The sequence below is a fragment of the Oceanobacillus sp. FSL K6-3682 genome (assembly GCF_037976165.1).
Lineage (GTDB): Bacteria > Bacillota > Bacilli > Bacillales > Amphibacillaceae > Oceanobacillus > Oceanobacillus sojae.
The window spans coordinates 1702415-1729100 of record NZ_CP150263.1 but is presented as its reverse complement, the minus strand read 5'-3'; the positions used below and the strand labels follow the sequence as shown (position 1 = coordinate 1729100).

The 26686-nt window shown below is 39.1% G+C and carries 22 protein-coding genes, 2 rRNA genes and 1 pseudogene; 6 read left to right on the top strand and 19 right to left on the bottom strand.

All coding sequences use genetic code 11. The features are described from left to right. Window positions 1–88 precede the first annotated feature (88 nt). From MHH51_RS08665 to MHH51_RS08655, 3 genes are all read right to left on the bottom strand, one after another. Window positions 89–3009: ribosomal RNA gene (locus MHH51_RS08665) — 23S ribosomal RNA — on the bottom strand. A gap of 253 nt (window positions 3010–3262) precedes the next feature. Next, a 16S ribosomal RNA gene (locus tag MHH51_RS08660) occupies window positions 3263–4825 on the bottom strand. The 16S and 23S rRNA genes sit together here, the layout of an rRNA operon. Window positions 4826–5832: 1007 nt before the next feature. After that, entirely contained in the window at window positions 5833–6714 is an 882-nt protein-coding gene (locus MHH51_RS08655) for a nucleotidyltransferase-like protein (RefSeq protein WP_147212392.1), read from the bottom strand. Window positions 6715–6960: 246 nt separating this feature from the next. Here MHH51_RS08655 and MHH51_RS08650 point away from each other — a divergent pair, with 246 nt between their 5' ends. Next, a complete protein-coding gene (locus MHH51_RS08650; protein ID WP_156987178.1) occupies window positions 6961–7332 on the top strand; it encodes a YgzB family protein in 372 nt (123 codons plus the stop codon). A gap of 266 nt (window positions 7333–7598) precedes the next feature. On the opposite strand, the gene perR is transcribed toward MHH51_RS08650, so the two are convergent. The 4 genes from perR to MHH51_RS08630 form a co-directional block, all read right to left on the bottom strand. Next, the gene (gene perR / locus MHH51_RS08645) at window positions 7599–8039 is read right to left on the bottom strand and encodes a peroxide-responsive transcriptional repressor PerR (RefSeq protein WP_077603674.1); all 441 of its coding nucleotides are present in this window, start codon (window positions 8037–8039) and stop codon (window positions 7599–7601) included. Window positions 8040–8137: 98 nt separating this feature from the next. Continuing rightward, window positions 8138–8695, bottom strand: coding sequence for a cob(I)yrinic acid a,c-diamide adenosyltransferase (locus MHH51_RS08640; protein ID WP_339285569.1), 558 nt, complete (start codon window positions 8693–8695; stop codon window positions 8138–8140). Between the two features lie 27 nt (window positions 8696–8722). Then, window positions 8723–9196, bottom strand: a complete 474-nt coding sequence (bcp, locus tag MHH51_RS08635; protein WP_147212389.1) for a thioredoxin-dependent thiol peroxidase — start codon at window positions 9194–9196, stop codon at window positions 8723–8725. Window positions 9197–9261: 65 nt separating this feature from the next. Continuing rightward, complete coding sequence (locus MHH51_RS08630; protein ID WP_147212388.1) at window positions 9262–9696, bottom strand: potassium channel family protein; 435 nt, start codon at window positions 9694–9696, stop codon at window positions 9262–9264. A gap of 346 nt (window positions 9697–10042) precedes the next feature. Between MHH51_RS08630 and MHH51_RS08625 the strand changes: the two genes are divergently transcribed. Both MHH51_RS08625 and MHH51_RS08620 read left to right on the top strand, forming a co-directional pair. Next, entirely contained in the window at window positions 10043–11341 is a 1299-nt protein-coding gene (locus MHH51_RS08625; protein WP_147212387.1) for a glutamate-1-semialdehyde 2,1-aminomutase, read from the top strand. Between the two features lie 186 nt (window positions 11342–11527). Then, complete coding sequence (locus MHH51_RS08620; RefSeq protein WP_339282663.1) at window positions 11528–13189, top strand: IS1182 family transposase; 1662 nt, start codon at window positions 11528–11530, stop codon at window positions 13187–13189. A 27-nt stretch (window positions 13190–13216) separates the two neighbouring features. Here MHH51_RS08620 and MHH51_RS08615 read toward each other — a convergent pair whose 3' ends face one another. The 5 genes and pseudogenes from MHH51_RS08615 to mutY form a co-directional block, all read right to left on the bottom strand. Beyond that, window positions 13217–13732: a GNAT family N-acetyltransferase gene (locus MHH51_RS08615; protein ID WP_147212386.1), complete on the bottom strand. Its 516-nt coding sequence runs from the start codon at window positions 13730–13732 to the stop codon at window positions 13217–13219. Between the two features lie 45 nt (window positions 13733–13777). Next, window positions 13778–15526, bottom strand: coding sequence for an ABC transporter ATP-binding protein (locus tag MHH51_RS08610; RefSeq protein WP_339285567.1), 1749 nt, complete (start codon window positions 15524–15526; stop codon window positions 13778–13780). Window positions 15527–15703: 177 nt separating this feature from the next. After that, window positions 15704–16237, bottom strand: a complete 534-nt coding sequence (locus tag MHH51_RS08605) for a DUF402 domain-containing protein (RefSeq protein ID WP_147212384.1) — start codon at window positions 16235–16237, stop codon at window positions 15704–15706. Window positions 16238–16604: 367 nt separating this feature from the next. Next, a pseudogene (locus MHH51_RS08600) lies at window positions 16605–16739 on the bottom strand (gamma-type small acid-soluble spore protein); the annotation flags it as partial. Between the two features lie 215 nt (window positions 16740–16954). Beyond that, window positions 16955–18031, bottom strand: a complete 1077-nt coding sequence (gene mutY, locus MHH51_RS08595; protein WP_147212382.1) for an A/G-specific adenine glycosylase — start codon at window positions 18029–18031, stop codon at window positions 16955–16957. A 72-nt stretch (window positions 18032–18103) separates the two neighbouring features. On the opposite strand from mutY, the gene MHH51_RS08590 reads away from it, so the two are divergent. Beyond that, on the top strand, window positions 18104–19093 hold the full coding sequence (locus MHH51_RS08590; protein ID WP_147212381.1) for a metal-dependent hydrolase: 990 nt from the start codon (window positions 18104–18106) through the stop codon (window positions 19091–19093). Between the two features lie 149 nt (window positions 19094–19242). On the opposite strand, the gene MHH51_RS08585 is transcribed toward MHH51_RS08590, so the two are convergent. Further along, window positions 19243–19575 carry a YfhH family protein gene (locus tag MHH51_RS08585; protein WP_147212380.1) on the bottom strand — a complete coding sequence of 111 codons (333 nt, stop codon included), beginning with the start codon at window positions 19573–19575 and terminating at the stop codon, window positions 19243–19245. Window positions 19576–19635: 60 nt separating this feature from the next. Then, complete coding sequence (recX, locus tag MHH51_RS08580; protein WP_339285565.1) at window positions 19636–20457, bottom strand: recombination regulator RecX; 822 nt, start codon at window positions 20455–20457, stop codon at window positions 19636–19638. A gap of 82 nt (window positions 20458–20539) precedes the next feature. On the opposite strand from recX, the gene MHH51_RS08575 reads away from it, so the two are divergent. Then, a complete protein-coding gene (locus tag MHH51_RS08575) occupies window positions 20540–21433 on the top strand; it encodes a TIGR01777 family oxidoreductase (RefSeq protein ID WP_186813729.1) in 894 nt (297 codons plus the stop codon). Window positions 21434–21536: 103 nt separating this feature from the next. Here the strand turns inward: MHH51_RS08575 and MHH51_RS08570 are convergent, their stop codons facing one another. Then, the gene (locus MHH51_RS08570) at window positions 21537–22766 is read right to left on the bottom strand and encodes an Rpn family recombination-promoting nuclease/putative transposase (protein ID WP_339285563.1); all 1230 of its coding nucleotides are present in this window, start codon (window positions 22764–22766) and stop codon (window positions 21537–21539) included. A 496-nt stretch (window positions 22767–23262) separates the two neighbouring features. Between MHH51_RS08570 and MHH51_RS08565 the strand changes: the two genes are divergently transcribed. After that, entirely contained in the window at window positions 23263–23826 is a 564-nt protein-coding gene (locus MHH51_RS08565) for a GNAT family N-acetyltransferase (RefSeq protein WP_147212377.1), read from the top strand. A 61-nt stretch (window positions 23827–23887) separates the two neighbouring features. Here the strand turns inward: MHH51_RS08565 and MHH51_RS08560 are convergent, their stop codons facing one another. The 4 genes from MHH51_RS08560 to MHH51_RS08545 form a co-directional block, all read right to left on the bottom strand. After that, window positions 23888–24067 carry an Arc family DNA-binding protein gene (locus MHH51_RS08560; RefSeq protein WP_077603689.1) on the bottom strand — a complete coding sequence of 60 codons (180 nt, stop codon included), beginning with the start codon at window positions 24065–24067 and terminating at the stop codon, window positions 23888–23890. 12 nt (window positions 24068–24079) lie between these two features. Beyond that, on the bottom strand, window positions 24080–24925 hold the full coding sequence (locus MHH51_RS08555) for an SPFH domain-containing protein (RefSeq protein ID WP_147212376.1): 846 nt from the start codon (window positions 24923–24925) through the stop codon (window positions 24080–24082). 74 nt (window positions 24926–24999) lie between these two features. Further along, entirely contained in the window at window positions 25000–25878 is an 879-nt protein-coding gene (locus MHH51_RS08550; protein WP_339285559.1) for an MBL fold metallo-hydrolase, read from the bottom strand. A gap of 277 nt (window positions 25879–26155) precedes the next feature. Continuing rightward, complete coding sequence (locus MHH51_RS08545; RefSeq protein WP_156987180.1) at window positions 26156–26353, bottom strand: anti-repressor SinI family protein; 198 nt, start codon at window positions 26351–26353, stop codon at window positions 26156–26158. Window positions 26354–26686: the final 333 nt, after the last annotated feature.

Genomic DNA, 26686 nt, shown 5'->3' with positions numbered 1-26686 from the left:
TTTGAGAAAAAATCAAGTACTAATTTTAAAAAATATGTATAATTTTGCACCCTGAAAACTAAATAAGAGTAACGTGACATCAAAAAACTTAGATAAGTCCTCAATCGATTAGTATCCGTCAGCTGCACGTGTCGCCACGCTTCCACCTCGGACCTATCAACCTCATCGTCTCTGAGGGATTTTACTCACTTGAAGTGATGGGAAGTTTCATCTTGAGGGGGGCTTCATGCTTAGATGCTTTCAGCACTTATCCTTTCCACACGTAGCTACCCAGCTATGCTCCTGGCGGAACAACTGGTACACCAGCGGTGTGTCCATCCCGGTCCTCTCGTACTAAGGACAGCTCCTCTCAAACTTCCAACGCCCACGACGGATAGGGACCGAACTGTCTCACGACGTTCTGAACCCAGCTCGCGTACCGCTTTAATGGGCGAACAGCCCAACCCTTGGGACCGACTACAGCCCCAGGATGCGATGAGCCGACATCGAGGTGCCAAACCTCCCCGTCGATGTGAACTCTTGGGGGAGATAAGCCTGTTATCCCCGGGGTAGCTTTTATCCGTTGAGCGATGGCCCTTCCATGCGGAACCACCGGATCACTAAGCCCGACTTTCGTCCCTGCTCGACTTGTAGGTCTCGCAGTCAAGCTCCCTTCTGCCTTTACACTCTACGAATGATTTCCAACCATTCTGAGGGAACCTTTGGGCGCCTCCGTTACCTTTTAGGAGGCGACCGCCCCAGTCAAACTGCCCGCCTGACACTGTCTCCGAACCGGATTACGGTCCTGGGTTAGAATGGTCATACAGTTAGGGTGGTATCCCACGGGTGCCTCCACGTAAGCTGGCGCTCACGCTTCAAAGGCTCCCACCTATCCTGTACAAACTGCACAAACATTCCATATCAGGCTACAGTAAAGCTCCACGGGGTCTTTCCGTCCTGTCGCGGGTAATGCGCATCTTCACGCATAGTATAATTTCACCGGGTCTCTCGTTGAGACAGTGCCCAAGTCGTTGCACCTTTCGTGCGGGTCGGAACTTACCCGACAAGGAATTTCGCTACCTTAGGACCGTTATAGTTACGGCCGCCGTTTACTGGGGCTTCGGTTCAAAGCTTCGCTCCGAAGAGCTAACTCTTCCCCTTAACCTTCCAGCACCGGGCAGGTGTCAGCCCCTATACTTCGCCTTTCGGCTTCGCAGAGACCTGTGTTTTTGCTAAACAGTCGCTTGGGCCTATTCACTGCGGCTCACTCACAAGTGAGCACCCCTTCTCCCGAAGTTACGGGGTCATTTTGCCGAGTTCCTTAACGAGAGTTCTCCCGCTCACCTTAGGATTCTCTCCTCGCCTACCTGTGTCGGTTTGCGGTACGGGCACCTATGATCTAACTAGAGGCTTTTCTTGGCAGTGTGAAATCAGGAACTTCGGTACTCTATTTCCCTCCCCATCACAGCTCAGAAATATGTCAGACGGATTTGCCTATCTGACTTCCTCGCATGCTTGGACGCACATCCATCAGTGCGCACTCCTTATCCTCCTGCGTCCCCCCATTGTTCAAACAATCATGAGGTGGTACAGGAATATCAACCTGTTGTCCATCGCCTACGCCTGTCGGCCTCGGCTTAGGTCCCGACTAACCCTGAGAGGACGAGCCTTCCTCAGGAAACCTTAGGCATTCGGTGAAAGAGATTCTCACTCTTTTTTCGCTACTCATACCGGCATTCTCACTTCAAAGCGCTCCACCAGTCCTCACGGTCTGACTTCTCTGCACTTTGAACGCTCTCCTACCATTGTTCGTAAGAACAATCCGCAGCTTCGGTGATACGTTTAGCCCCGGTACATTTTCGGCGCAGCGTCACTCGACCAGTGAGCTATTACGCACTCTTTCAATGATGGCTGCTTCTAAGCCAACATCCTGGTTGTCTGTGCAACGCCACATCCTTTTCCACTTAACGTATACTTTGGGACCTTAGCTGGCGGTCTGGGCTGTTTCCCTTTCGACTATGAACCTTATCACCCATAGTCTGACTCCCAAGTTGAAGTAACTGGCATTCGGAGTTTGACTGAATTCGGTAACCCGGTAGGGGCCCCTAGTCCAATCAGTGCTCTACCTCCAGTACTCACGATCTTGAGGCTAGCCCTAAAGCTATTTCGGAGAGAACCAGCTATCTCCGTGTTCGATTGGAATTTCACCGCTACCCACACCTCATCCCCGCATTTTTCAACATACGTGGGTTCGGGCCTCCAGTCAGTGTTACCTGACCTTCACCCTGGACATGGGTAGATCACACGGTTTCGGGTCTACGACCGCATACTCATTCGCCCTATTCAGACTCGCTTTCGCTACGGCTCCGTGTCTTCCACTTAACCTTGCATACAATCGTAACTCGCCGGTCCATTCTACAAAAGGTACGCCGTCACCCATTAACGGGCTCCGACTACTTGTAGGCACACGGTTTCAGGTTCTATTTCACTCCCCTTCCGGGGTGCTTTTCACCTTTCCCTCACGGTACTGGTTCACTATCGGTCACTAGGTAGTATTTAGCCTTGGGAGATGGTCCTCCCGGATTCCGACGGAATTCCACGTGTTCCGCCGTACTCAGGATACACTCCGGAGGAAATTCCTTTTCAACTACAGGGCTGTTACCTTCTTCGGCTGACCTTTCCAAGTCGATTCGTTTAAAGAATTTCTTTGTAACTCCAATGGAGTGTCCTACAACCCCAAGAAGCAAGCTTCTTGGTTTGGGCTCTTTCCGTTTCGCTCGCCGCTACTCAGGAAATCGATTTTTCTTTCTCTTCCTCCAGGTACTGAGATGTTTCAGTTCCCCGGGTCTGCCTCATCTACCCTATGTATTCAGATAGATGTCCTGTCCCATTACGAACAGTGGGTTCCCCCATTCGGAAATCCCCGGATCAAAGTTTACTTACAACTCCCCGAGGCATATCGGTGTTAGTCCCGTCCTTCATCGGCTCCTAGTGCCAAGGCATCCACCGTGCGCCCTTATTCACTTAACTAAAGTTTTGGAATAAGTTTGCTGATTACTTCGTAATCAGTTGTGTTGCTATATCAATAGCTTTTTTGCCTTATTTCTAAAGTTTGATGTCGTTGTTACTCTTATTTAGTTTTCAAGGTACAAGCTTCCACACGGATGTGGTGACTTCTGTGTTGTCACATGGACGTGACGGTTTTAACAGAAGTTCCTTGAGAGATTGCTCTCTCAAAACTGAACCAAACAACCAAGTACAAAATTCCGTTATATATCCTTAGAAAGGAGGTGATCCAGCCGCACCTTCCGATACGGCTACCTTGTTACGACTTCACCCCAATCATTCGTCCCACCTTCGGCGGCTGGCTCCAAAAAGGTTACCTCACCGACTTCGGGTGTTACGAACTCTCGTGGTGTGACGGGCGGTGTGTACAAGACCCGGGAACGTATTCACCGCGGCATGCTGATCCGCGATTACTAGCGATTCCGGCTTCATGTAGGCGAGTTGCAGCCTACAATCCGAACTGAGAACGGTTTTATGGGATTTGCTTGACCTCGCGGGCTTGCTTCCCTTTGTTCCGTCCATTGTAGCACGTGTGTAGCCCAGGTCATAAGGGGCATGATGATTTGACGTCATCCCCACCTTCCTCCGGTTTGTCACCGGCAGTCACCTTAGAGTGCCCAACTAAATGCTGGCAACTAAGATCAAGGGTTGCGCTCGTTGCGGGACTTAACCCAACATCTCACGACACGAGCTGACGACAACCATGCACCACCTGTCACTTTGTCCCCGAAGGGAAAACTCTGTCTCCAGAGCGGTCAAAGGATGTCAAGACCTGGTAAGGTTCTTCGCGTTGCTTCGAATTAAACCACATGCTCCACCGCTTGTGCGGGTCCCCGTCAATTCTTTTGAGTTTCAGCCTTGCGGCCGTACTCCCCAGGCGGAGTGCTTAATGCGTTAACTTCAGCACTAAGGGGCGGAAACCCCCTAACACCTAGCACTCATCGTTTACGGCGTGGACTACCAGGGTATCTAATCCTGTTCGCTCCCCACGCTTTCGCTCCTCAGCGTCAGTTACAGACCAGAGAGTCGCCTTCGCCACTGGTGTTCCTCCACATCTCTACGCATTTCACCGCTACACGTGGAATTCCACTCTCCTCTTCTGCACTCAAGTCCTCCAGTTTCCAATGCACGTTTACGGTTGAGCCGCAAGATTTCACATCAGACTTAAAGAACCGCCTGCGAGCGCTTTACGCCCAATAATTCCGGACAACGCTTGCCACCTACGTATTACCGCGGCTGCTGGCACGTAGTTAGCCGTGGCTTTCTGGTCGGGTACCGTCAAGGTACGATCAGTTACTATCATACTTGTTCTTCCCCGACAACAGAGTTTTACGATCCGAAAACCTTCATCACTCACGCGGCGTTGCTCCGTCAGACTTTCGTCCATTGCGGAAGATTCCCTACTGCTGCCTCCCGTAGGAGTCTGGGCCGTGTCTCAGTCCCAGTGTGGCCGATCACCCTCTCAGGTCGGCTACGCATCGTCGCCTTGGTGAGCCATTACCCCACCAACTAGCTAATGCGCCGCAGGCCCATCTGTAAGTGACAGCAAAAGCCGCCTTTCAACTTACCATCAGGAGATGATAAGTATTATCCGGTATTAGCTCGCGTTTCCGCGAGTTATCCCAGTCTTACAGGCAGGTTGCCTACGTGTTACTCACCCGTCCGCCGCTCGTTCCACGAACGTCCCTCCGAAGAGTTCTGTCCGCTTCCCGCGCTCGACTTGCATGTATTAGGCACGCCGCCAGCGTTCGTCCTGAGCCAAGATCAAACTCTCCATAAAAGTGTTTGTTTCTTTAGCTTTCAGAAGTCAACTTCTGACTTAAATATTCAAGAAAAACGAGGTGTTTTTCTTCTTTCGTACTGGTTGTTTTGTTCAGTTTTCAAAGAGCAATTTCTTATTGCTTCGCTTCAATCAGCGACTTTATTAATATAACATAATTTCAAGTTTGTTGTCAACTTCTTTTTTTATATTTTATTAACTGAGCGCTTGCTCGAATCAGCAACGAGATTAACTTTACCATGCTAAAAATAGAAAGTCAACGATTATTTTAAAATTTATTAAAAGCAAATTTCGGATCCATCAGGGTTCGCCTTGAAACAGTACCTTAGGCAAAAGTAATATAACAATATAAAACATTGATATATCACCTTTTCTTAAGCTTATGTATTTCATATACAAATATAGAGTATCCCCTTCTAAAAGCATTAATCACATTTAATACGCATTTTGATTTTCTTTCTTTCACATGCGGTCATTCCCTTAAGACACATGCATAAAAAAGTTTATTTCTATTTTAAATATCCAATCTCATGTTAAAAAGTTTATACAAAGGCTTAAATGTCCCCCTTATTAATTCAAATAAAATAATATACGTCAGTTTTTTAATTAATTACAGATATATTTGAAGTTTCATTATGTACAGTAAAAAATACAGGTCCGATATAAATCAAAGTCCAATCCTTTTCACATATTATTATTGCAAAGTATTTGCTGCTATTCTAAAAATACATTTCTCTATACCTGTCATAAAACGAGACTTCATTTAATACAGTTCCAGTTATTCTCTCCTCCAAAAGGAGAAATAAAGTTCTCTACTGTATATATGATTTGCTAAATTTAGTTTTCTCTCTAAAATCATCTTCTATAAGTAATAATTGAAACCTGCTACAGCCATAATGATATAATCAAGAAACAGAAACCAAAAATTACTTATTCCACAACTTCATAAAAATTGCAGGATAAGTAATTAGTTTTCTCACCGAAAACTTCTGTTTCAGATACCATTATCATACTTCCTCTAGTTCTTTCACCTTGTACATTCTCTGAAATACATCCGGATTTTTAGTAGGAACCAGTTTCATATCAATAATATCCTTTTCTTCTAAATAAGATACAATTGCATGTAAATCTAAGGTATAGTGTTCTATCTCCGGTAAAGCTTTAATAGAAGCATATGAGCAATAATCATCTTCTTTGCTTAATAAATTTAGCAGATGTGCTGCGGCGGACTCTGCTTTATTCAACATAACAAAATCCATTGCAATCAGCATTAATTCAATTCTCTTTTCTAAATTTTCTGTGCTGTCCATCAATTTTTCATATAGTTTGTACACTTCTAAATCAATACTCTTTACCTGATTCCACACAGTTACTTCTGGATAATAGCCTTGATCAACAACAGATAACCTCGCTAAATAGTGCAGGGCATTTAAAATTTTACTATAAGAATCCATAACCTCCTTTGATTCATATAACGCTTTTCCTTCACTAAAGTTTTTCAACAGTTTTCCGAAATCAATTATCTTTCTGAGTGTACGTTTGTCCTCCGGGAACGATTGAAGTTCATCTTTTAATCCCTTTATAAACTCATTTCTGTCATAAACTTTTCTTCCATAGATAACCCATTCTGCTGCACGCCTGTAACCACTTGTGTCAATCCAATCCATCAGAATCGATCTCGTTACAATATGCATAGCTACCGTTTGTCCATTCACCTCATAATGTTTTACAAACCAATCCACTTCTTGATTTTCAACAATAATCAATAAAATACTATCAAATTCATCCGTAATTGGACGGTCAAATTGAGTTTTCTCCACAACAAGTATGCCTAATGTATTTGGATTACTTGCATGCTCTTGATAAATCATTCTTTGAAAATTCTCCATGATAACAGTTGCCTCCCTGTTTTCCCTCTAATTAAACATAATTCTATATATACTTTTAAAAACCCTTTTTTGAACTATAGGAAAGTATAAAATTTTACTGAAGGATAGTAATCGTAATACTGGCAGTTCCTCAGTACAAGTAACCAATCCGATGTCATTTTACGGCTTGGCTTGTGAAGTTTTCTTTAATATTCATTCTTCTAATATTCTATGATATACTAAATTTGTATCTTAAGGGGGATTTAAATGGCACAACAAATAACTTACTCAAGTAAAATAAATAAAATCCGTACCTTTGCCTTAATCCTTGTGTTCGCTGGTATCTTAATAATGTATGGTGGAATTATGGCTCGTCGTATTGAATGGTTAATGCTTATCCTTTTTGTGTTAGGTGTACTGATGATTGTACTTAGCTGTGTTGTATACATATGGATTGGCACCTTGTCCTTAAGAGCAGTTCCTGTTATATGTCCAAACTGTGAAAAGCCTACAAAAATGCTAGGCCGGGTAGATGCCTGCATGCATTGCAAAGAGCCGCTGACATTAGATAAGAATTTAGAAGGTAAGGAATTCGATGAACGGTATAATAATCGCAAATTCCGTGAAGAAAATAAATAATTAAAAAGCACCATGCCTTTGTGAAAATAAATTCTCACTTAAGTATGGTGCTTTTTTGATGATAATTTGAAAGCTTGTATTAACTTGTTCTTTCGTAAGCCTGAACTATTTTATGCTATACTTATATGCAATATATTTAAATTTTAGTTCGCGGAAGAGCTGCATAAAATCTAGAATTTCTGCCATAAAACAAAAAATGACTGGAGATAGTACACGAGCCTTAATAAATACTATCTCCAGTCATTTTTTTACATATTTAAAATCTCTTATTTTGCCGCATGCTGCTCCTTGCAGGCATTGCATGTACCATAAACTTCCAGGCGATGATGACTGACATCAAAACCTGTGACCTGCTCTGCAAGCGATTCTACTTCATCTAATGAAGGATAATGAAAATCAACAATCTTTCCACACTGATTACAAATGATATGATAATGATCTGATGTATTACAATCAAATCTGCTTGAGGAATCTCCATAAGTGAGCTCTCTGACCAGTCCAATATCTTTTAATACACGCAAATTATTATATACTGTTGCAACACTCATATTTGGAAACTTTCCTTCAAGTGCTTTATATATATCATCCGCAGTCGGGTGAACCATTGAATTAAGCAAATACTCCAGTACGGCGTGTCGTTGTGGTGTAATGCGGACGCCTGACTGTTTTAATGTATCAATTGCTTGCCGTAATTTATCTTCAGACACCCTAAACACCTCTCTTCCCAATTAATAAAATTATTAGATTATAATTCTTATAATTAGTTTATCGCCCTGTGTTCATAATGTCAATTAATTCACGTAAATCAAACATCAGTGTGGAGTTGCTTTTCTTCTCCACCTAATTGCTGATTTACATATCTGGCAGCAACAAATAAATAATCCGATAACCGGTTCAAATAACCGAAAACAAGCTTATTCTCTACTTCATCTTCCAGTCCTACTGTTAAACGTTCTGCCCGTCTGGCCACTGTGCGAGCATGATGTAACGCACTTGCTGCCCGATGGCCTGATGGAAGAATAAAATTCTTCAACGGTTCAAGTGATTTATCCCATTCATCAATTTGTTTTTCCATCTCATCAATATGTTTCTGCTCAAGCTTCCAATAAACTTCTTTATCTTTTGGCGTAGATAATTCTGCACCAACATGAAAAAGAATTGTCTGTACACGTTGTAACTGGTCAAGAAATGCATGCTTACCGTCCCAGCTTGTTTCTTCTATATAACTTGCTGCCAGTCCAATGCTAGAATTCACTTCATCACAGGTCCCGTACGCTTCTACTCTTAAATGATTTTTCGGTACACGTTGTCCGTAAACCAGCGATGTTTGTCCTTTATCTCCAGATCTTGTATAGATTCGCATGTTATTCCATCTCCAATCCCGAAATACTTAATCTGCACTATTTTCTTTTAAATAGTTTAAAGCATCCAGTACATGATCTTTCACTCGAACCTTTCGATACTCTTTGACAAGGTTTCCTTCTTTATCAAGAATAAATGTAGAACGTTCAATACCGTAATATTCTTTTCCAAAATTTTTCTTCAGCTTCCATACTCCAAATTGATCGGCCACCTGGTGATCTTCATCTGAAAGTAAAGTAAACGGCAAATCATGCTTATCAATAAATTTTTGATGACGAGCTTCCGGATCCGGACTAATGCCGACTATTACTGCGTCCAACTCTTCAAAGCTTTCATGATTATCTCTGAAATCACATGCTTCCGTGGTGCACCCCGGGGTCATATCCTTTGGATAAAAATATAAAACAACGTACTTTCCTTTAAAATCAGATAAGCTTACTTTTTCGCCATCCTGATTTGGTAATGTAAAATCATTTACTTTTGTTCCTAATTCGATTGGCATCTAATCCCTCCAATTATAAATGAGTCCCTTTTCTCTCTTAAATATAGCATATTACAGAATTAGATTCATTTATCACTGTCACGGCTGCTGATTTGTACAACCTTTAATACAAAAGCAGCAGGCAGAATGTACCCAATCAAAGCTTCGGAAATAGCAATAATTCTTCCAATGCCGACTGGAGCCAGATCTCCATAGCCAAGGGTCAATATTGTTACACCGCTAAAATAGATGGAATGGATAACTGATCCCCATATGGTTACCTCTCTTAATTCTCCATGCTCAACGATGACAATCCCTTGAAAGGATAAAATGAAATAAATCAGACCATAACCGACCATTGTAATGCAATAAACAACAAGCATTGCTATAAAAATTTCTAAAGAGAAATGCCCTTCCTTCATTTGTATACGTGAATGAATTGATTTATATTGAATAAAATCATAGATGCTTTTACCGATTAAAACCATAATCAGGATAAAGAATATCCAAGGGATACCCATTTCTTTTGCTCCTTCCAAATAATCTTTTCTATGGAACAGCTGCTAGTGACAAGCATAAAGGTTAATACGGCATACGATTAGCAAGCTCCAGACACCAGAAGAGATAAAATTTAAACGGTCCAAAATCCAGGTTCAGATCACTACATCTTTAAACAGTCACTCTTCACTATCTAATGTATATGCGGAAATTGAAACAGTTTGTACAAGTTTTCCATTCATTTTTTTGTTATATTAGTAATTGGGGTGAAAATAAACAGAGAAAATCTGCTTTTTACCTTTTTTAGATGAACTTGTAAGGTAACGTTCAGATACTTTACTGGTTGGGCAGAATGAGGAGGAAAACAAAATGAAATTTACAAATTCTGAAAAGCTGCATGAGGAAGCTTTACAACATATCGTCGGCGGAGTTAATTCTCCTTCCCGCTCCTATAAAGCTGTTGGCGGAGGATCTCCTGTATATATGAAAAGAGGTCAGGGAGCCTATTTCTGGGATGTCGATGATAATAAATATATTGACTATTTAGCTGCATACGGGCCAATCATAACTGGTCACGCACATCCGCATATTGCAAAAGCTATTGCTGAAGCAGCAACAACCGGAGTTCTTTACGGAACACCGACGGAACTTGAAAACACATTTGCAAAAATGTTAAAAGAAGCCATGCCTTCATTAGAGAAGGTTCGTTTTAATAATTCAGGTACAGAGGCTGTGATGACAACCATTCGTGTAGCCCGCGCCTATACAAACAGAACAAAAATTATTAAATTTGCCGGATGCTATCATGGACACTTTGATGCTGTATTGGTGGAGGCAGGATCTGGACCGTCAACACTGGGTACACCAGATTCAGCAGGTGTTCCTGCTTCCAGTGCTGCAGAGGTGATTACCGTTCCATTTAATAATTTAAAAGCCTTTAAAGAAGCATTAAAAGCATGGGAAGGTGAAATTGCAGCTGTAATCGTTGAACCGATTGTAGGTAACTTCGGAATTGTAGAACCTTTTGAAGGTTTCTTAGAAGAAGTAAATGAACTTACCCACCGCGCCGGTGCTCTTGTCATTTATGATGAGGTGATTACTGCATTCCGTTTCACTTATGGAAGTGCACAGCAGCTCTACAATATTGAGCCGGACTTAACAGCAATGGGTAAAATTATTGGCGGTGGTCTCCCAATCGGCGCTTACGGCGGCCGAAAGGATATCATGGAACAGGTTGCACCACTCGGACCAGCTTACCAGGCAGGAACTATGTCGGGAAATCCCGCTTCTATGGCAGCAGGTATTGCCTGCTTAGAGGTTTTAAGAGAAGACGGTGTATATGAAGAATTAGAACGACTCGGAAAACGCCTGGAAGAAGGTATTCTGGAAAAAGCAGAAGAAAATGATATTCATATTACAGTTAATCGTCTCCGCGGAGCTCTAACTGTATACTTCGGAGTCGACAAAGTCACAAACTACAGAGAGGCCGAAGCTTCAAATGGAGAAGCCTTTGCAACGTTCTTCCAGCTTATGTTGAGAGAAGGCATTAACCTGGCACCTTCTAAATACGAAGCCTGGTTCTTAACAACAGAGCATACAGATTCTGATATCGAAAATACGATTGATGCGGTTGGCCGTGTATTTGCAAAAATGGCAGAGAATCAATAATAAAGGTAACACAATAGAAGAGGCTGGGACAAAAGCCAGTAAAAATAGAAAAAGTGACTTTCTACTATGATTTTAAGTAGGAAGTCACTTTTTTAATTTGATTAAAAAATGAAATAAACGTACAAAAAAAGGATACCTTCTGATAAAGTTAAAGTACCACTACAAAAACAGAATCGAGGTATCCTTATGTTTAAATATTATAACGTAAATCAAGTCGTTTTGCCATTAGATTTCGAGATGAAATTACAAGAAAATGATATTGCTTATACCATCCATGAATTTATCGAACAGATTCCAGAAGAAGCTTTCACCGGTTTTACCCGTCAAACAGGCTGTCCCGCCTATCACCCGCGTATGATGATGAAAATTATTTTATGTGCTTATACCCAGTCGGTGTTCTCTGGCCGAAAAATCGAAGCATTATTAAAAGATAGTGTGCGAATGATGTGGCTTGCGCAAGGATATGAGCCGAGTTACCGTACTATCAACCGTTTTCGTGTGAATCCAGAAGTAAAAGAACTATTGCGTCAGTGCTTCGTCCAATTTCGTTGTCAGCTGGTGGAAAAAGAGTTGATCGATGCGGAGGCTATCTTTATTGACGGGACCAAAATTGAAGCCAATGCCAATAAATTCACCTTTGTCTGGCGAAAATCGATCGAGCGTTATCAAACGAAACTTGTAGAGAAGTCCCATGCCCTCTATGAAGAATTAGTGGAAAAAGAAATTATTCCAGAAATCAACCGGGAAAACCCGGAAGCTCTATCGACGCAAGAACTTCAACAGATGGCAGCGAATTTGGATAAGTCAGTCCAAACGTATACGAAACAAATCGAATCGATTGAAAAAGCACAAGACCGAAAAGCCCTGCGTTCGGAACGAAAGCAGCCAAAACAAGCCTTAAAACAGGTGCACGATTTCATCTGTCGTCAAGAAAAATATGAAGAAGCCTTGGAGATTTTAGAAGAACGTAACAGCTATTCCAAGACGGATCACGACGCAACCTTTATGCGATTGAAAGATGACCATATGAAGAACGGACAGTTGAAAGCTGCTTATAATGTGCAATTGGCAACAGAAGGACGTTACGCATTAGCCTATGATATTTTTCCGAACCCTACCGATACACGAACGCTGATTCCTTTTTTAGATCGTATTGAAAAGGATTATTTTGCGTTGCCTGATGTCCTCGTAGCTGATGCGGCTTATGGAAGTGAACAGAATATAGAAGATGTCACCCTGAACCGGTTACGAACTGCCTTGATTACCTATAGTATGTACCGCAAAGAGAAGAAGAAAAAATATAAAAATAATCCCTTTAACACCGCTAACTGGGATTATGATGCCGAAATAGATGCCTTTACTTGTCCAAATGGTCAAGCTGTTACTTATCGCTATAACTCCAAACGCACAGACAAGTATGGTTACCAGCGACAATTTAAGGTCTATGAATGTGAAGATTGTACAGGCTGTCCTTTGCGAGAGCAATGTACCAAGGCAAAGGAAGGTAACCATCGGAAAATATTTTATAATGAAAAATGGGAAGCACAAAAGAAAATGATACGAGAACAGCTTTCAGATGAAGAAATGGGCAAGCTTTACGGAAAACGTAAGATAGATGTGGAGCCTTTCTTTGGATTTTTGAAGGCTAATTTGGGTTTCACTCGTTTCTCTGTACGAGGAAAATCCAAAGTGGATAATGAATTGGGATTCGCCTTAATGGCAGTGAATCTGAGAAGATACACTGCCTCTAGCTGCTTTTTTATGTATCTACTTATAAATGATTTCAAAAAAGATGGATTTCACATCAAAACCCAATGTGAAATCCATCTTTTCATTATTTTTGGCTAGTTATGTCCCAGCCTCTTCTTGTATCCGTTAAACTAATGAAATCAAAAACCTTCTAGTTATATTTCCTTTCTCATCTTTAAAAGAAGATATCTCTCCTCCCCCGCAATTTATAATAACTTTAGCTGAAAATTGATTTTTTTGATTGCAGGTTATTAGAGCTTCTTGAATTTGCATCTTTTTTAAATAAATTAAGGAATGCTCCAGTATTTTTGTTGCATATCCTTTATTGCGTTCATTTGGCGCAACTCCATAGCCTATATGTCCGCCAATTTCTTTTAACCCATCATTTAACTCATGTCTAATATTAGACGCACCAACAATATCATCTCCAATAAAGAGAAAAAATGTAGAATTAGGAACGAAATTATGATTGAAATTAGCTTGTTTACTCGCAGAAAGATATTCAATAAAGTGCTGATAATTTTTATACCGTTTTATCTCCGTCGCTGTTGGAATTACTATTTCTTCTTTTAAATACCATTGATTAATATAACGGTAAAAAGCTGTTTCATCTTCTGTTTTCAACTCTCGAAAAGTTTGCATCGAAAACCTCCCTTTTATTAAAAAAGGAATAAGGAGACGCTCTCCCTATTCCTCCAAATTCTGAATCTGATACAAATCATAATAATGTCCACGGAGCCGCATTAATTCTTCATGCGATCCTATTTCAACAATTTCTCCGTTCTCAACGACGACAATACGATTTGCATGTGTAATTGTTGCCAGACGGTGAGCAACAATAAAGGTAGTCCGATCAGAAGCAAGCTTTTCCAGTGTTTCCTGAATAAGATGCTCACTTTCTAAATCCAGCGCGGATGTTGCTTCATCAAAAATCAAGATTGGCGGATTTTTCAAGAATACCCGCGCAATCGCAATCCGCTGCTTCTGTCCACCTGATAATTTCACACCGCGCTCTCCAACCATCGTCTCGTACCCCTCCGGCATTTCATTAATAAAGTCATGAGCATTTGCTGCTTTTGCTGCACTGATAACTTCCTCATCCGTTGCATCGGGGTTTCCCATGCGAATATTTGTGGCAATTGATTCGGAGAACAGAATATTATCCTGAAGCACCATTCCAATATTGTCCCGCAGTGAACGTGCTTTCATATCTCTTAAATCCATTTCATCAATTTCAATGGATCCACCAGTCACATCATAGAAACGGGGAATCAGACTGATTAATGTTGATTTTCCTCCTCCGCTCATTCCGACAAAGGCAATAGTTTCTCCTTTTTGAACATGGAGATCAATATCCTTGAGCACAGGTTCCGTTTCTTCATCATATTGAAAAGAGACTTGGTTAAAGGTTACTTTTCCTTGCAATCGTCCCGGATTAACTGCATCTTTTTTATCCGTAATGTCATAAGGCTCATTCATTAATTCAAACACCCGGTCAATAGACGCAATCGATTGTACTAAAGTTGTAGAAGAGTTAATAAGTCGGCGCAACGGGCTATAAACCCGCTCCATATATCCGACAAAAGCTACCATCGTACCAAGAGATGTATTACCCATAACGACCTGGTAACCCGCAAAAGCGATAACTAATAACGGTGCTAGGTCAGTAATTGTATTTGTCACCGCAAAAGTTCTGGCATTCCAATCTGTATGCTTCAAAGCCCGATTCAGAAAATGACTGTTTCTTTTATCAAACTGTTCATCTTCATAATCCTCCAGCGCAAAGCTTCTTGTAACTGGTACGCCTTGGATTCGCTCGTGTAAATGCCCCTGTACTTCAGCCAAGGCCTGTGACCTTTCTCTTGTTAACCGTCGTAAGCGTCCAAAAAAGTATTTAACAGAGATACCGAATAAAGGGAATAAAATAATTGATACAAAGGTGAGCGGTACATCCATTGTAAACATAATAATAATTGCTATTAAAATGGTTGTTACGTCCAGCCAAATATTCATCAGCCCTGTCATAACAAAATTTTTCGTTTGCTCCACATCATTTATTACTCTGGAAATGATTTCGCCAGTTTTTGTCTGCGAATAAAATTTTAAACTTAATTTTTGAAGGTGGTCGAATAATTTCCCTCTAATATCAAAAAGAATTTTATTTCCAACCCATTGGGCCAGATATTGCCGTATATACTCAACCGGCGGGCGGACAATTAAAAATACGACAAAAGAAATACCCATTATCCAGAATAAGCGTGTTATCTTTTCAGACTGGGTGAAGTCCTCTACCGTAATAATATCATCAATAACAAATTTCAAAATTAACGGCATCATCAATGGGATACCGAATTTAATAACACCGATAAGTAATGTCCATATTATTTTCCATTTATATGGTTTTACAAATTGCATATACTGCTTAATACTGCTCATTCATCATCTTCCTCTGCTTGAAAGGTATTACGGAATATGTTCGTCATTTCACATCCATTCTCTAAAATGTAATATAAAAATCCTTGCTACTCCATCTCGTAACAAGGATACCCTTTTATTCATTCTAATTGCAATTAAATCGCTCTGAAGTATTTTCACGTCTCTGTACTCTTCAGCTTAGTGATATGTTAAGTACATTTCATACCAATCATCAACGAATCCAGGAGAAAACGGACCTTTCCCTTGACGAATCCAATGAATTAAGATGTCTAATTGCTGATAAAGAATACGGTCAATTTCTTCAGGATAATGCATTAAGGCTTTATTTTCTTCATATTCATCTTCATCAAGAAGATGAAAAGTCATATCTGGAAATACCTTCACGTCCAAATCATAGTCAATATATTTCAAAGCTTCATCATTTTCATCATAAACAAACGGAGAGCTGAGGTTGCAGTAATAGTGTATTCCATCATCCCTGAGCATACCTATAATATTAAACCAATGCCTGGCATCAAAATAACAAATAGCAGGCTCTCTCGTCATCCATGAATGGCCGTCACTTTCAATAACCTTTGTTCGGTCATTTGCACCAATTATAACGCTTTCCGTACCTTTTAATACCACACTATTTTTCCAGACTCTATGAAGTTGTCCACTATGCTTATAACTTTGTATCATCATTTTCGAACCAGCGTTTGGAGAAACCATCCAAAATCTCCCTCTCCATTTTCATACAGTGATTTATGCATTATATTTTATTATAAGCCTTCAGCTACAAAAGTTAAAGGATAACTCCTTTTTAATTGAAATGCTTTTATGTATCGCAGTATAACTTGCTGTAACACTCCCGCTTTAAGAACAGAGAAAATTCGAGGATTTTAAGCAGAAACCGGGCAATGCGGTGTATGATGCGGAAAACCAATTTCATCTATATCCATTATTAATGAATTTGCATAAATTATTCATATGTTCAAATGATAATCGTATTTCGGGGGTCCCTTTTTATTAATAAGCATTTATTAAATGATTAAAAGGGTTTCCGTATTTGGAAACCCTTTTTGGGGTAAAACAGATGTTATTGCTTGTTTTGTTGAGATTGTTGATTTTGTTTTTTCACTTGTTGTGCATCTGTTTCTGAAGCAAACTCAGTACCATATTGTCCTTGAGCTGCTTGTTGGTTTTGCTTTCTTACTTCAGCTGCGTTAGTTTTTGCAGGATTTTGTTGGTTTTGTTGATTTTGTTTTTTAGCCATCAATATCACCTCCGCAATAATTAATGTTCCCGAAGTGAATTTCTTTATCCAAACTTTTTTAAAAAATATTTTCTAAAAATAATTAACCCCAGAAAACAAAGTATTGCAGCCATTTTTTGATAATGTGATTTTTTTACAGGTTTCACAATTAACGCCTTACCTTCATTCTTATTTCATTTTTCTTCTAAAAAAGGAATCATTTTTTGATGCGGAACTGGAAAAGGATATTCCTTCAGCTCTTCTATAGAAACAAATTTTAACCGGCTGTCCGATACTGTTTCCTGATTTGTTACTGCTCTTCTTACATCTACATTCCAAATAATATGAGAAAAAACATGCTTAATAGCTGTGCATGAAGTTTTTATCTCCGCATCTACCTCATAATTTTCTAGAAGCCACCGGTGCCAATCACTTTCAACAATTTCATCTGCAGGTATCATTGGAAATTGCCATAATCCTGCCAGCAATCCAGCATCCGGTCTTTTTTCAATAATATATTTACCTTCCTTATTTTGGATAAGTAATGCAATATATTTCTTCTTCTGCTGTTTTTTTGCTTTCTTTTTTACTGGAAGGCTTTCTTGTACTCCTTCCACATATGCTTGACAGTGCTCCATCACAGGACAAAACATGCACAAAGGCTTTTTTGGTGTACAAATTGTCGCTCCTAAATCCATGATTGCCTGATTAAATGAAGAAGGATCTTCCTTTGAAATCATTTCTCCCACATAGTATTCGAATAATTTTTTCGTAGAGCTCTGCGTAATATCTTCTTTAATATGTAAAACCCGGGAAAAAACACGCATCACATTGCCGTCTACTGCCGGTATAGGCTGGTTATAAGCAATCGAAAGAATCGCTCCTTTTGTATAAGGCCCTATTCCCTTTAAGCTGCCAAGCTGCTTCGGATCATCAGGAATTTTTCCGTCATATGCTTCCACGACTTCACGTACTGCAGTTTGTAAATTTCTTGCGCGGGAATAATAACCTAGTCCTTCCCATTGCTTTAAAACGTCCTGCTGCTCCGCTTCAGCTAATTCATATACAGTTGGATATTTCTCCATAAACCGATTAAAATAAGGGATAACCGTATCTACTTTCGTTTGCTGCAGCATAATTTCTGATACCCATACGCGATAAGCATTATTATTTTCACGCCAGGGCAAATTTCGTTTATTTTCTTCATACCATTTGAGCAGGTCTTCTTGAAAAGCTGAAATATTTATATGTTCTAGCCTTTTATCGTTCATGTTTTCACTTCCTATGTGTTAAAATAGTATTGGATTGCTTTGATGGAAGCAACTTAAGGAGGATATATAGCTATGGATACTGGTACGCATATAGTTATGGGTGTTGCACTTGGCGGTTTGGCAACATTGGACCCTGCTGTGCAAAGTAATCCTGCACTATTTCATGCTGTATTAGTTGGAACAGTCGTGGGATCACACGCTCCTGATTTTGATACAATATTTAAATTAAAAAATAATGCAACTTATATAAGACAGCATCGAGGAGCATCGCATTCTCTTCCTGCTATCCTTATGTGGAGTCTGCTCGTATCTGGAGCAATTTATTTATTTGTTCCAGAAGTAAGCTATCTGACTCTTTGGTTATGGACACTATTAGCTGTGTCTATTCATGTATTTGTCGATTTATTTAATGCGTATGGTACGCAGGCCTTCCGTCCATTCACCAAAAAATGGATTGCAAAAGGGTTTATTAATACATTTGATCCGTACATTTTTTTCCTGAATGTCGCCGGTATCATTGCCTGGGCATTAGGCGCAAATCCGGGTTATACCTGGGTCATTATTTATACGGTCATTGTACTATATTACATTAAACGCTACATGGACAAAAGAGAAATTGTTCAGAAAATCAAAGAATATTTTCCAGATACAGAGGTTGTCGCTACCTCCCCTACACTCAAACAAAATTATTGGCGTGTTGCAATAACAACTAGCGACCGTTACTATGTAGGCAGCGTTGAAAATCGGCATATTGAGATTGTTGATGAATTTTATCGTGTTCCATTACCTGATACAGATGTCATAAAAGCTGCCAAAAACGATAAAAACATCTCTTCCTTCCTTAATTTTTCTCCAGTATACCGCTGGGAAATAAATACTGATGAAGATGATGTCACAGAAGTCCGTTTTATTGATTTGCGTTATCGCAGCAAAGGATATTATCCATTTGTTGCCGTTGTGAAGCTGGATAAAAATCTGGAAGTAATTACTTCCTATACAGGATGGATTTTCTCGGAACAGAAGCTTCAAAGCAAACTGATTCCAAGTGACTCAACCCCTTAACATTGAAAAGACCAAATAACTTCTGCACCCTTCAGGATCTATACAGAGACTCAACCTTTCATGAAGGTCGTTTTTAGCAGAAATTCCCATTCTCTATATAAAAAAGTAACAACTCAGGTGAGGTAAAGTTTCGCCTGAGTTGTTTTTATTCAGCTTACCTTTTTTCCTAATAAAGAAATTGGCAAAGCTTCTATATCTTCACTTTCCTTATCTAATAAATCAATACGGTAACCCCACGCAAAGACCCCGTTAACATAAGATATTTTAAATTTATAGCCTGTTTCCATTTTAAGCTGATAAATTTCCTCTTTTTTAAAATCATCTGGACTCATTGTATACGCAAGAGCTACCTGCATTTTCCGTTCACAAACTTGGACCTCAGAAACATTGCCAAGCTGTTCTGCTTTTTGGGCCTGTTCTTTTAATTTACCAATTTCCTGATGTAATTGTTCGATGGAATATTCGCTGTAACGAAATTTCATTCTTCTCCCCCCTGGCTTTCGATTCCTATTGTACCAAAATAATGTAGAGTTAACCTGAATTTATTCTTGATTTTCTATATATACATCCACAAACTGCTGGATTCTATCAAAACGGAAGCCTTTCCTGTATAAACCTTCCATTATTTTTTGCTTCAGCTGGAAGCCTTCATATTTTTTCACATGCTTGTGGTACAGCTTTTCTCCCTGAAATTTCAATGCTTCCCATTCCTGATCTGCGTTTTCTTCCTGATCCATCGTCTGAATAGCCGCAAAGACAAGCTGCTGATTAAATCCTTTTTGCAAAATCATATTTTTTGCCTGGTTTATTTGCTTTTGAAAAGAATCCTTCGAGGTTTGCTTTATTTTCTTTCCAAGCAGCTTTTGAATTTTTTCTTTCTGCAGTACAGGTGTATATTGCTCTAAAGCATTGGCGGCGATTTGCCCGGTAATTCCTTTTTCAAATAATTCCTGCTCTATAATCTTTGGTCCCTTTGAGCTTGTATTCATACGCGATCGTACAAACATATCTGCAAATTGCTGATCATCAAGGAGCTTTTCCTTCTTTAAGCGCTGCATAATAACAGCAATTTGTTCATCTTCTACTTCTTTTTTCTGCAAATACATGATAATTTCTTTTTCTGAGCGTATTCTATAGCTTAAAAAGTGTATAGTAAGGGTATATATTTTATGGAGATTATCCTGTTCTTTTAGTGTTTTGATAAGCTCATTATCTAATTCCATTCCTTTTTCAAGCCGGAATTTAATAAGGATATCTTCATCGACACTAAACCCATATTCATCACCAGCTGGTGTATTTAAAAATATATTATAGCGATGCTTCTGTTTTTTTTGAGTTGTTATCCGGGTAATTTTTCTCAACATCATTCACCTCTCTTAACATCATAGCAAAATTTTCAGCAATCAGATAACAATAGAAAATATAATTAAAGGAGGTTTCTTTATTATGAACATATTAATTACTGGAGCCACGGGATTTCTAGGCAGTAAATTAGCTGCACATCTCACAGTTCTAAATCATAACTTATATATCCTGACTCGTTCTACAGAGAAAAGATCGAATACATCACATATAACTTTTATGGATTATAATACGACTGCAAACGAACTTCCTCACATAGATGCTGTCATTAATCTCGCTGGTGAATCATTATTTGGATATTGGACGAAAAAAAAGAAAGAAGCCATTCTTACAAGCCGCCTTCGTGTTACTAAATATCTTGTTCAATTGATGAAAGATATGAAGGAGAAACCAAAGGTATTTATCAGTGGATCGGCGGTAGGATACTATGGCATGTCAGAGGATTTTATCTATACAGAAGCGACTGTACAGCCTGGAAACGACTTTCTTGCATCTATAACGCGTCAATGGGAACAAGAAGCAGGTGCAGCAGAAAAAATGGATATCCGTACGATTTATGCGCGATTTGGTGTGCTACTCGGCAATGATGGCGGTGCATTTCCACTTATGTCGTTGCCAATAAAATTATATGCCGGCGGACATATCAGTGATGGTGAACAATGGCTATCCTGGATTCACGTAAAGGATGCTGTCAAATTAATCACTTTTTGCCTGGAACATCAAACCATGAAAGGGCCTGTTAATGTGACTGCTCCAAACCCAAAACGAAATAAAGACTTTATGAAAAAAGCAGCAAAGATTTATAATCGACCAAATTGGCTGCATGTACCGGCTGTATTCTTTTATTTCACTTTAGGAGAAATGGCACAGCTCATAATAAAAGGACAATATGCTTATCCACAGAAGGCACTTAATAATGGTTTCGAGTATGAATTTGCATCCCTTGATCGAGCCTTATTGGATCTGAAAAAGAGTTAAAAAAATATGGAATTATAGCTTTTTAAAACAAAGGAGCATGTTACTGCTTTACTTATCAGCATGCTCCTTTGTCAATTTCGCTTTTATTACATCTTTTAGCGGTTTACTTTTTATCTATTTTCAATGCTTGCTGGATTACCTCTAATTGTTTTGCTGTGAATCCAGTTGCGTGCATAATAGCTGAATGCTCTACTCCTTGCTCCAACAGGCGGAGCGCCATCTGTTTTGCAGATTTCTCCAAAGCAGATTCAGCCGCTTTTCTTTTGGTTTCTTCTTCTTCCATTTTGTCTTTCATTTTTTGATTCTGTGTCTCTATTTCTTGGTTTCTCATTTCCATTTCTTGATTTCGTGTCTCTATTTCTTGATTCTTCGCTTCTATTTCTTCTTTCTGCATTTCCATCACTTTTTTTTGAGCTCTTATTTCTTCCATTTCCTGTTCTAACTGTTCTCTGTCCAGAAGCTTAGATCGTTCATCTAAAATCTGCTTCAAGCGTGCTTCATATGCCAGACGCTCCTCTTTTGTCCGGCTCAAATCTTCCCAGACCCGCATAGCGACATTTAAAGACTTATCCGCCACCGCAATCTCCTCCAATTCTTGATAAATATCATTGTAAAAATGATTCGTTTGCCGGTCTACTGTTCCTAGCAGCAGTAACCATCGAGTCAAGACATCTTCCCATGGATTGAGCTGATTCTTCTTCCAGGCAGAGATTAATTTAGGAATCTCCACAAAATGAAACTCAATTCTATCCGTTAATGGATATTTCTGATTCATTTCATATAAACGGAAGATATTATGATAGGCGTCCGTTTCCTTCAACAAATCAAAATGCATGATATTAATGCTGATAACAGGATATAATGTCTTATAATTTTGTCCTTCTTTCAACTGTTCCGAAAAAATCCGTGACCAATAATATAAAGCTCTGTTAACCATATTATACTCATTGTTGATTTGAATTTCTATATTTATAATCTCCTTATCCTCTGTCTCAATAAGAAGATCCAGCCTGGATTTTTTGTCCTCTTCATACTCCCCGCCAATTTCAATATTTTGAAAGAAAAGCTGTTTAACAGGGCTTCTTCCTGATTTTGTTAAAATTGCATTAAGAAAAACAACTGTAATTTCCTTATTCTTCTCGCTCCCAAATAATTGCTTAAAGGCATAGTCTACTTTTAAATCCATCAGCTGAATATCTTGTATCTGATGTAATACTTTCTTTGTCTTTCCTTTTCTTCTTTGATACTTATTATATGATTTGTGAGCCTCCTGCAAACGCAAAGAGGGTGTTGCCTGTGAGGAGTATACTTTATGAAGACTGATTCGTGGCATAAAAACACATCCTTTTATATTATGAGGCAGGCTTCTGAGGAGTAAATCTGATTACATTATACAGAACAAACGTTCTTTCATCAAGAAGTTTTTATTAAATGATAAACCTTTTTCCCGCATGTTTATCATCCTCTCTTCTTCCTTATATATCTCCCCTGTTACTTAATTGGACACAATTATTCCTAAGTAAAATTTTTTTGTATTCTTATAAAAAAATACTTGCATTTCACTGAAAAAATCATACAATAAAATTATCAAAAATGAATTTGAAAAGAGCTGATAAGCAGCCTGTTTCGGTTGTACTGAGAGAAAATCAATTAAATAGGGAAGGCAAATGGTGCGCCACCGGGGTTTCCTGGTTCTAGTGGGTTCGATTCCCACCCCGAATTTTTGTTTCAATGCTACTTTTAAAATAAAAATTCGAGGGTGGGTGACTCACTTACTGCGTTTATTTTGCATGTAAGAATACCCGCCTGGAAAAAAGGAGGGTATTTTCATGCTGAAAATACGTGATTTACTTGAAGTACCTATGTTATTTGAACTTATGATTGCCCCTGAGGTGTTTCCTTTTGTCAGACAAAAAGCAACAACCGTTGATGAATTCTATTTTTTAACAAAACAAACGATAGAAGCGGAAGAGCGGGGCGAATTAATTTCACGAACCATCTTAGATGAATACCAGCAGCCAATTGGCACTATTAACCTTTTTGATATTGAAGATAATTATGGTTTTTTAGCTACATGGCTTGGGAAACCGTATTTTGGTAAAGGATATAACCGTCAAGCTAAAGATGCCTTCTTTCACGAGCTTTTTACAACCAAGGAAATTGACGGGGTCTTTATGAAGGTGCAAAAAAGCAACAAACGCTCATTGAAAGCCGTCCTGAAGCTTCCCTATGTCACCGCTGCTAATGAACTGTACCAATCTATGTATGAACGTATTAATGCAAATTCCAATGAAGTGATATATGATTTATTCGTGATTACGAAGGAGCATTATTTGTCCTATCAGCAATTCCATTCGGAAACCGCAGTCAGTTCTGATGAGGAAGTATCTTAAATCAAATAAGCCTTAAGAAATCAGCAGCAGATTTCTTAAGGCTTATATTTTGAGGGTTAATTTAATCTTCCCCTATTTTCTTATCATGCTTTTTTGGAAGTCTTCCCGCTTTTTTGGCAGATTCTCTAAGCAAGAATTCAACGTGACTATTGACACTCCGGAACTCGTCCTTTGCCCAACGCTGTAAAATATCATAGAGCTCGGGATCTATACGTAATGGAAAGTTTTTCTTTTTAGCCATAGTAAGCCCTGCTTATTGGTAAAGCGATCCTGTATTGATTACCGGCTGTGTTCCCTGATCAGAGACAATGGCAACCAGCAGGTTATTAATCAATGCCACTCTGCGCTCATCATCTAACTCCACCATATTATCAGCTTCCAAGCGGGCTATTGCATCTTGCGCCATACCAACTGCCCCCTGAACAATTTGCTCCCGGGCAGAGATAATTGCACTTGCCTGCTGTCGCTGCAGCATTGCCTGGGCAATCTCTGTAGAATAAGCTAAATGTGTTAACCGTGCTTCAATTACTTCCACACCGGCAACCTGCAGGCGATCTTGCAGCTCTGCTGTTAACTGATTAGATACTTCATCTGCATTCCCGCGTAATGTTAATTCTTCATTGGTAAATGAATCATATGGATACGTTGTCGCTACTGCACGGATAGCCGTTTCACTTTGAATTTCAACAAAATCCTCGTATTGGTCCACGTCAAAAACTGCTTTCGCTGCATCTACCACTTTAAAAACAACAACTGCTGCTATTTCAATTGGATTTCCATTCACATCATTTACTTTTAACCGGTTACTGTTAAAGTTACGAACTCTTAAAGAAATTGTTCTGCGTACAGAAAATGGTACAGTTACCAAAATGCCTTCCCGACGTACTGTTCCCATATATTTCCCCAAAAAAATCACAACAATAGACTGATTCGGCTGCACAATCGTTATTCCGCTGATTAAAATACCAGCAATCAGAATCAGCACAATCCCTAAAGCAAAATACTGCTGATAAATACCGAATGCCCCTAAAGCCAGCAATACGATGATTAAACCTATTCCAAGAATACCATTAATACTCCATGCCTTACGTTCCTGCATGAGATCCTCTCCTCCATATCTTTATTATACTATAATGATATCACTTTTGTATTAAAATGTAAAATGATATATCATCAGCTAACTTGTTCCTCGATAAACTTCTGGATTGGATTCATTTTAGGATTTACCATTATTGTGCTGCCATCCGTTTCAACAGTAATACTGTCCAAGGCTGCTGTGGAATAAATCAAAGCGTCTATTTCATTTAAATGGTCGATAACGCGGGAAACAGGATGGCCATAGGTATTATTTTTACTGTAGGTTAGAATGGCTATTTCAGGATCTACCTCTTTCAGAAAAGACATTGAAGAGCTTGTATTGGAGCCATGATGCCCTATTTTAATTACTTCTGCATTCACATTATGCATTCTCTGTATTTCCTTTTCTTCCTTTTTACCGACATCTCCCATAAGGAGCATATCTGTTTCTTCATAACGGAGCTTTAATACAAGAGATGATGCATTTGGAGAGGTTAATGGCTGTGCAGCATTCCAAATATCTAAAGAAATCGTCGGGTCTATTTCAATTGGTGTATCCTTTTCAGCAATAGTAACCGGGATTTGCAAATCACGGATTCGATTCATATACGAGGCAAAAGTCTTTGTCGGATGAAGCTTTCCTGTATCAATCACATTTCCCACCTCAAATTCATCTAATACATTGATTAGACCGCCAATATGATCGATATCCGGATGTGTCGCAATCATTAAATCAATTTCATTAATCCGCAGCTCTTTTATATATTTAACAACAGCATTACCAGCTTCCGGAGGTCCTCCATCAATTAAAATGGTCCGTTCTAAAGGCGTTTCGATTAAAATACTATCTCCTTGACCGACATTAATAAAATGTACCTTCAGCGGCGGCATTTCCTGCTCTGCATGGGCGGGTGAAGCATGATGAAAATGAACAACTGTCAGAAGCAATAAAAAAATTAAACCTTTTTTCCACAAACTTCAAACACCTCCCCTTCTTTTTCATTAGTGTAAACAAAATAAAAGAATGCTATGAGGAAAGGTGATTGGTAATTGTTGAAAAAGGTTCTATTTGCGCCCAGTAAAATGGATATAAAAAACTTACGTGAATAATTATTTATTCTCCAGTTAAAATAAAACATAATAAGGAATAGGATTTACCTTTTTAAGTTCCTGTTTTAATTTATATAGGTTAAAAGCCTTTAAAGCATTTTACTACTATAATTTTAAAATTAACTATTTTAGAAAGCTCCATTCATTTTTCAACAAATCGTCTGAAAGAGCGGGTTTTTTTGTTTGTAAAATCTGTGAAAATTAAATCAAACTTTGATTTTTCATTTGCACTATCCAGAAACTGGCGAATCTCGTGCAATGGTATGCCCAGTTTTTTCGCTTCTATAATTAAGCTAATCCATTCTTGATCATATGCAGCATTTTCAATTATCTTTTTCATACTTTCGCCCCCATTATTAATCCAGATAATTAGCAATGTTCCATCACCCATGTTGTATAAAAACAGTCTACTTTGTCAAACAAGATGGAAGCATACATAAAATAATTGACCGATTATTCCGAATATTGACATCCTGCCTCTTGTAAAAAAAGATAATCAACGTATGAATGACTATATTTAACTGTTTCTCGGCTCTTTTACAACAGTTAGAAAACAAGTTAATATATTCTCTTTTTCTTTTCAGTTGCTTTCTATATTCAACTGCATTTAAAATAATTTTCATGCCCTTATCTTTTAAAGCTTTTCCATAGCAGCTTCCTGTAAACCTTAGTA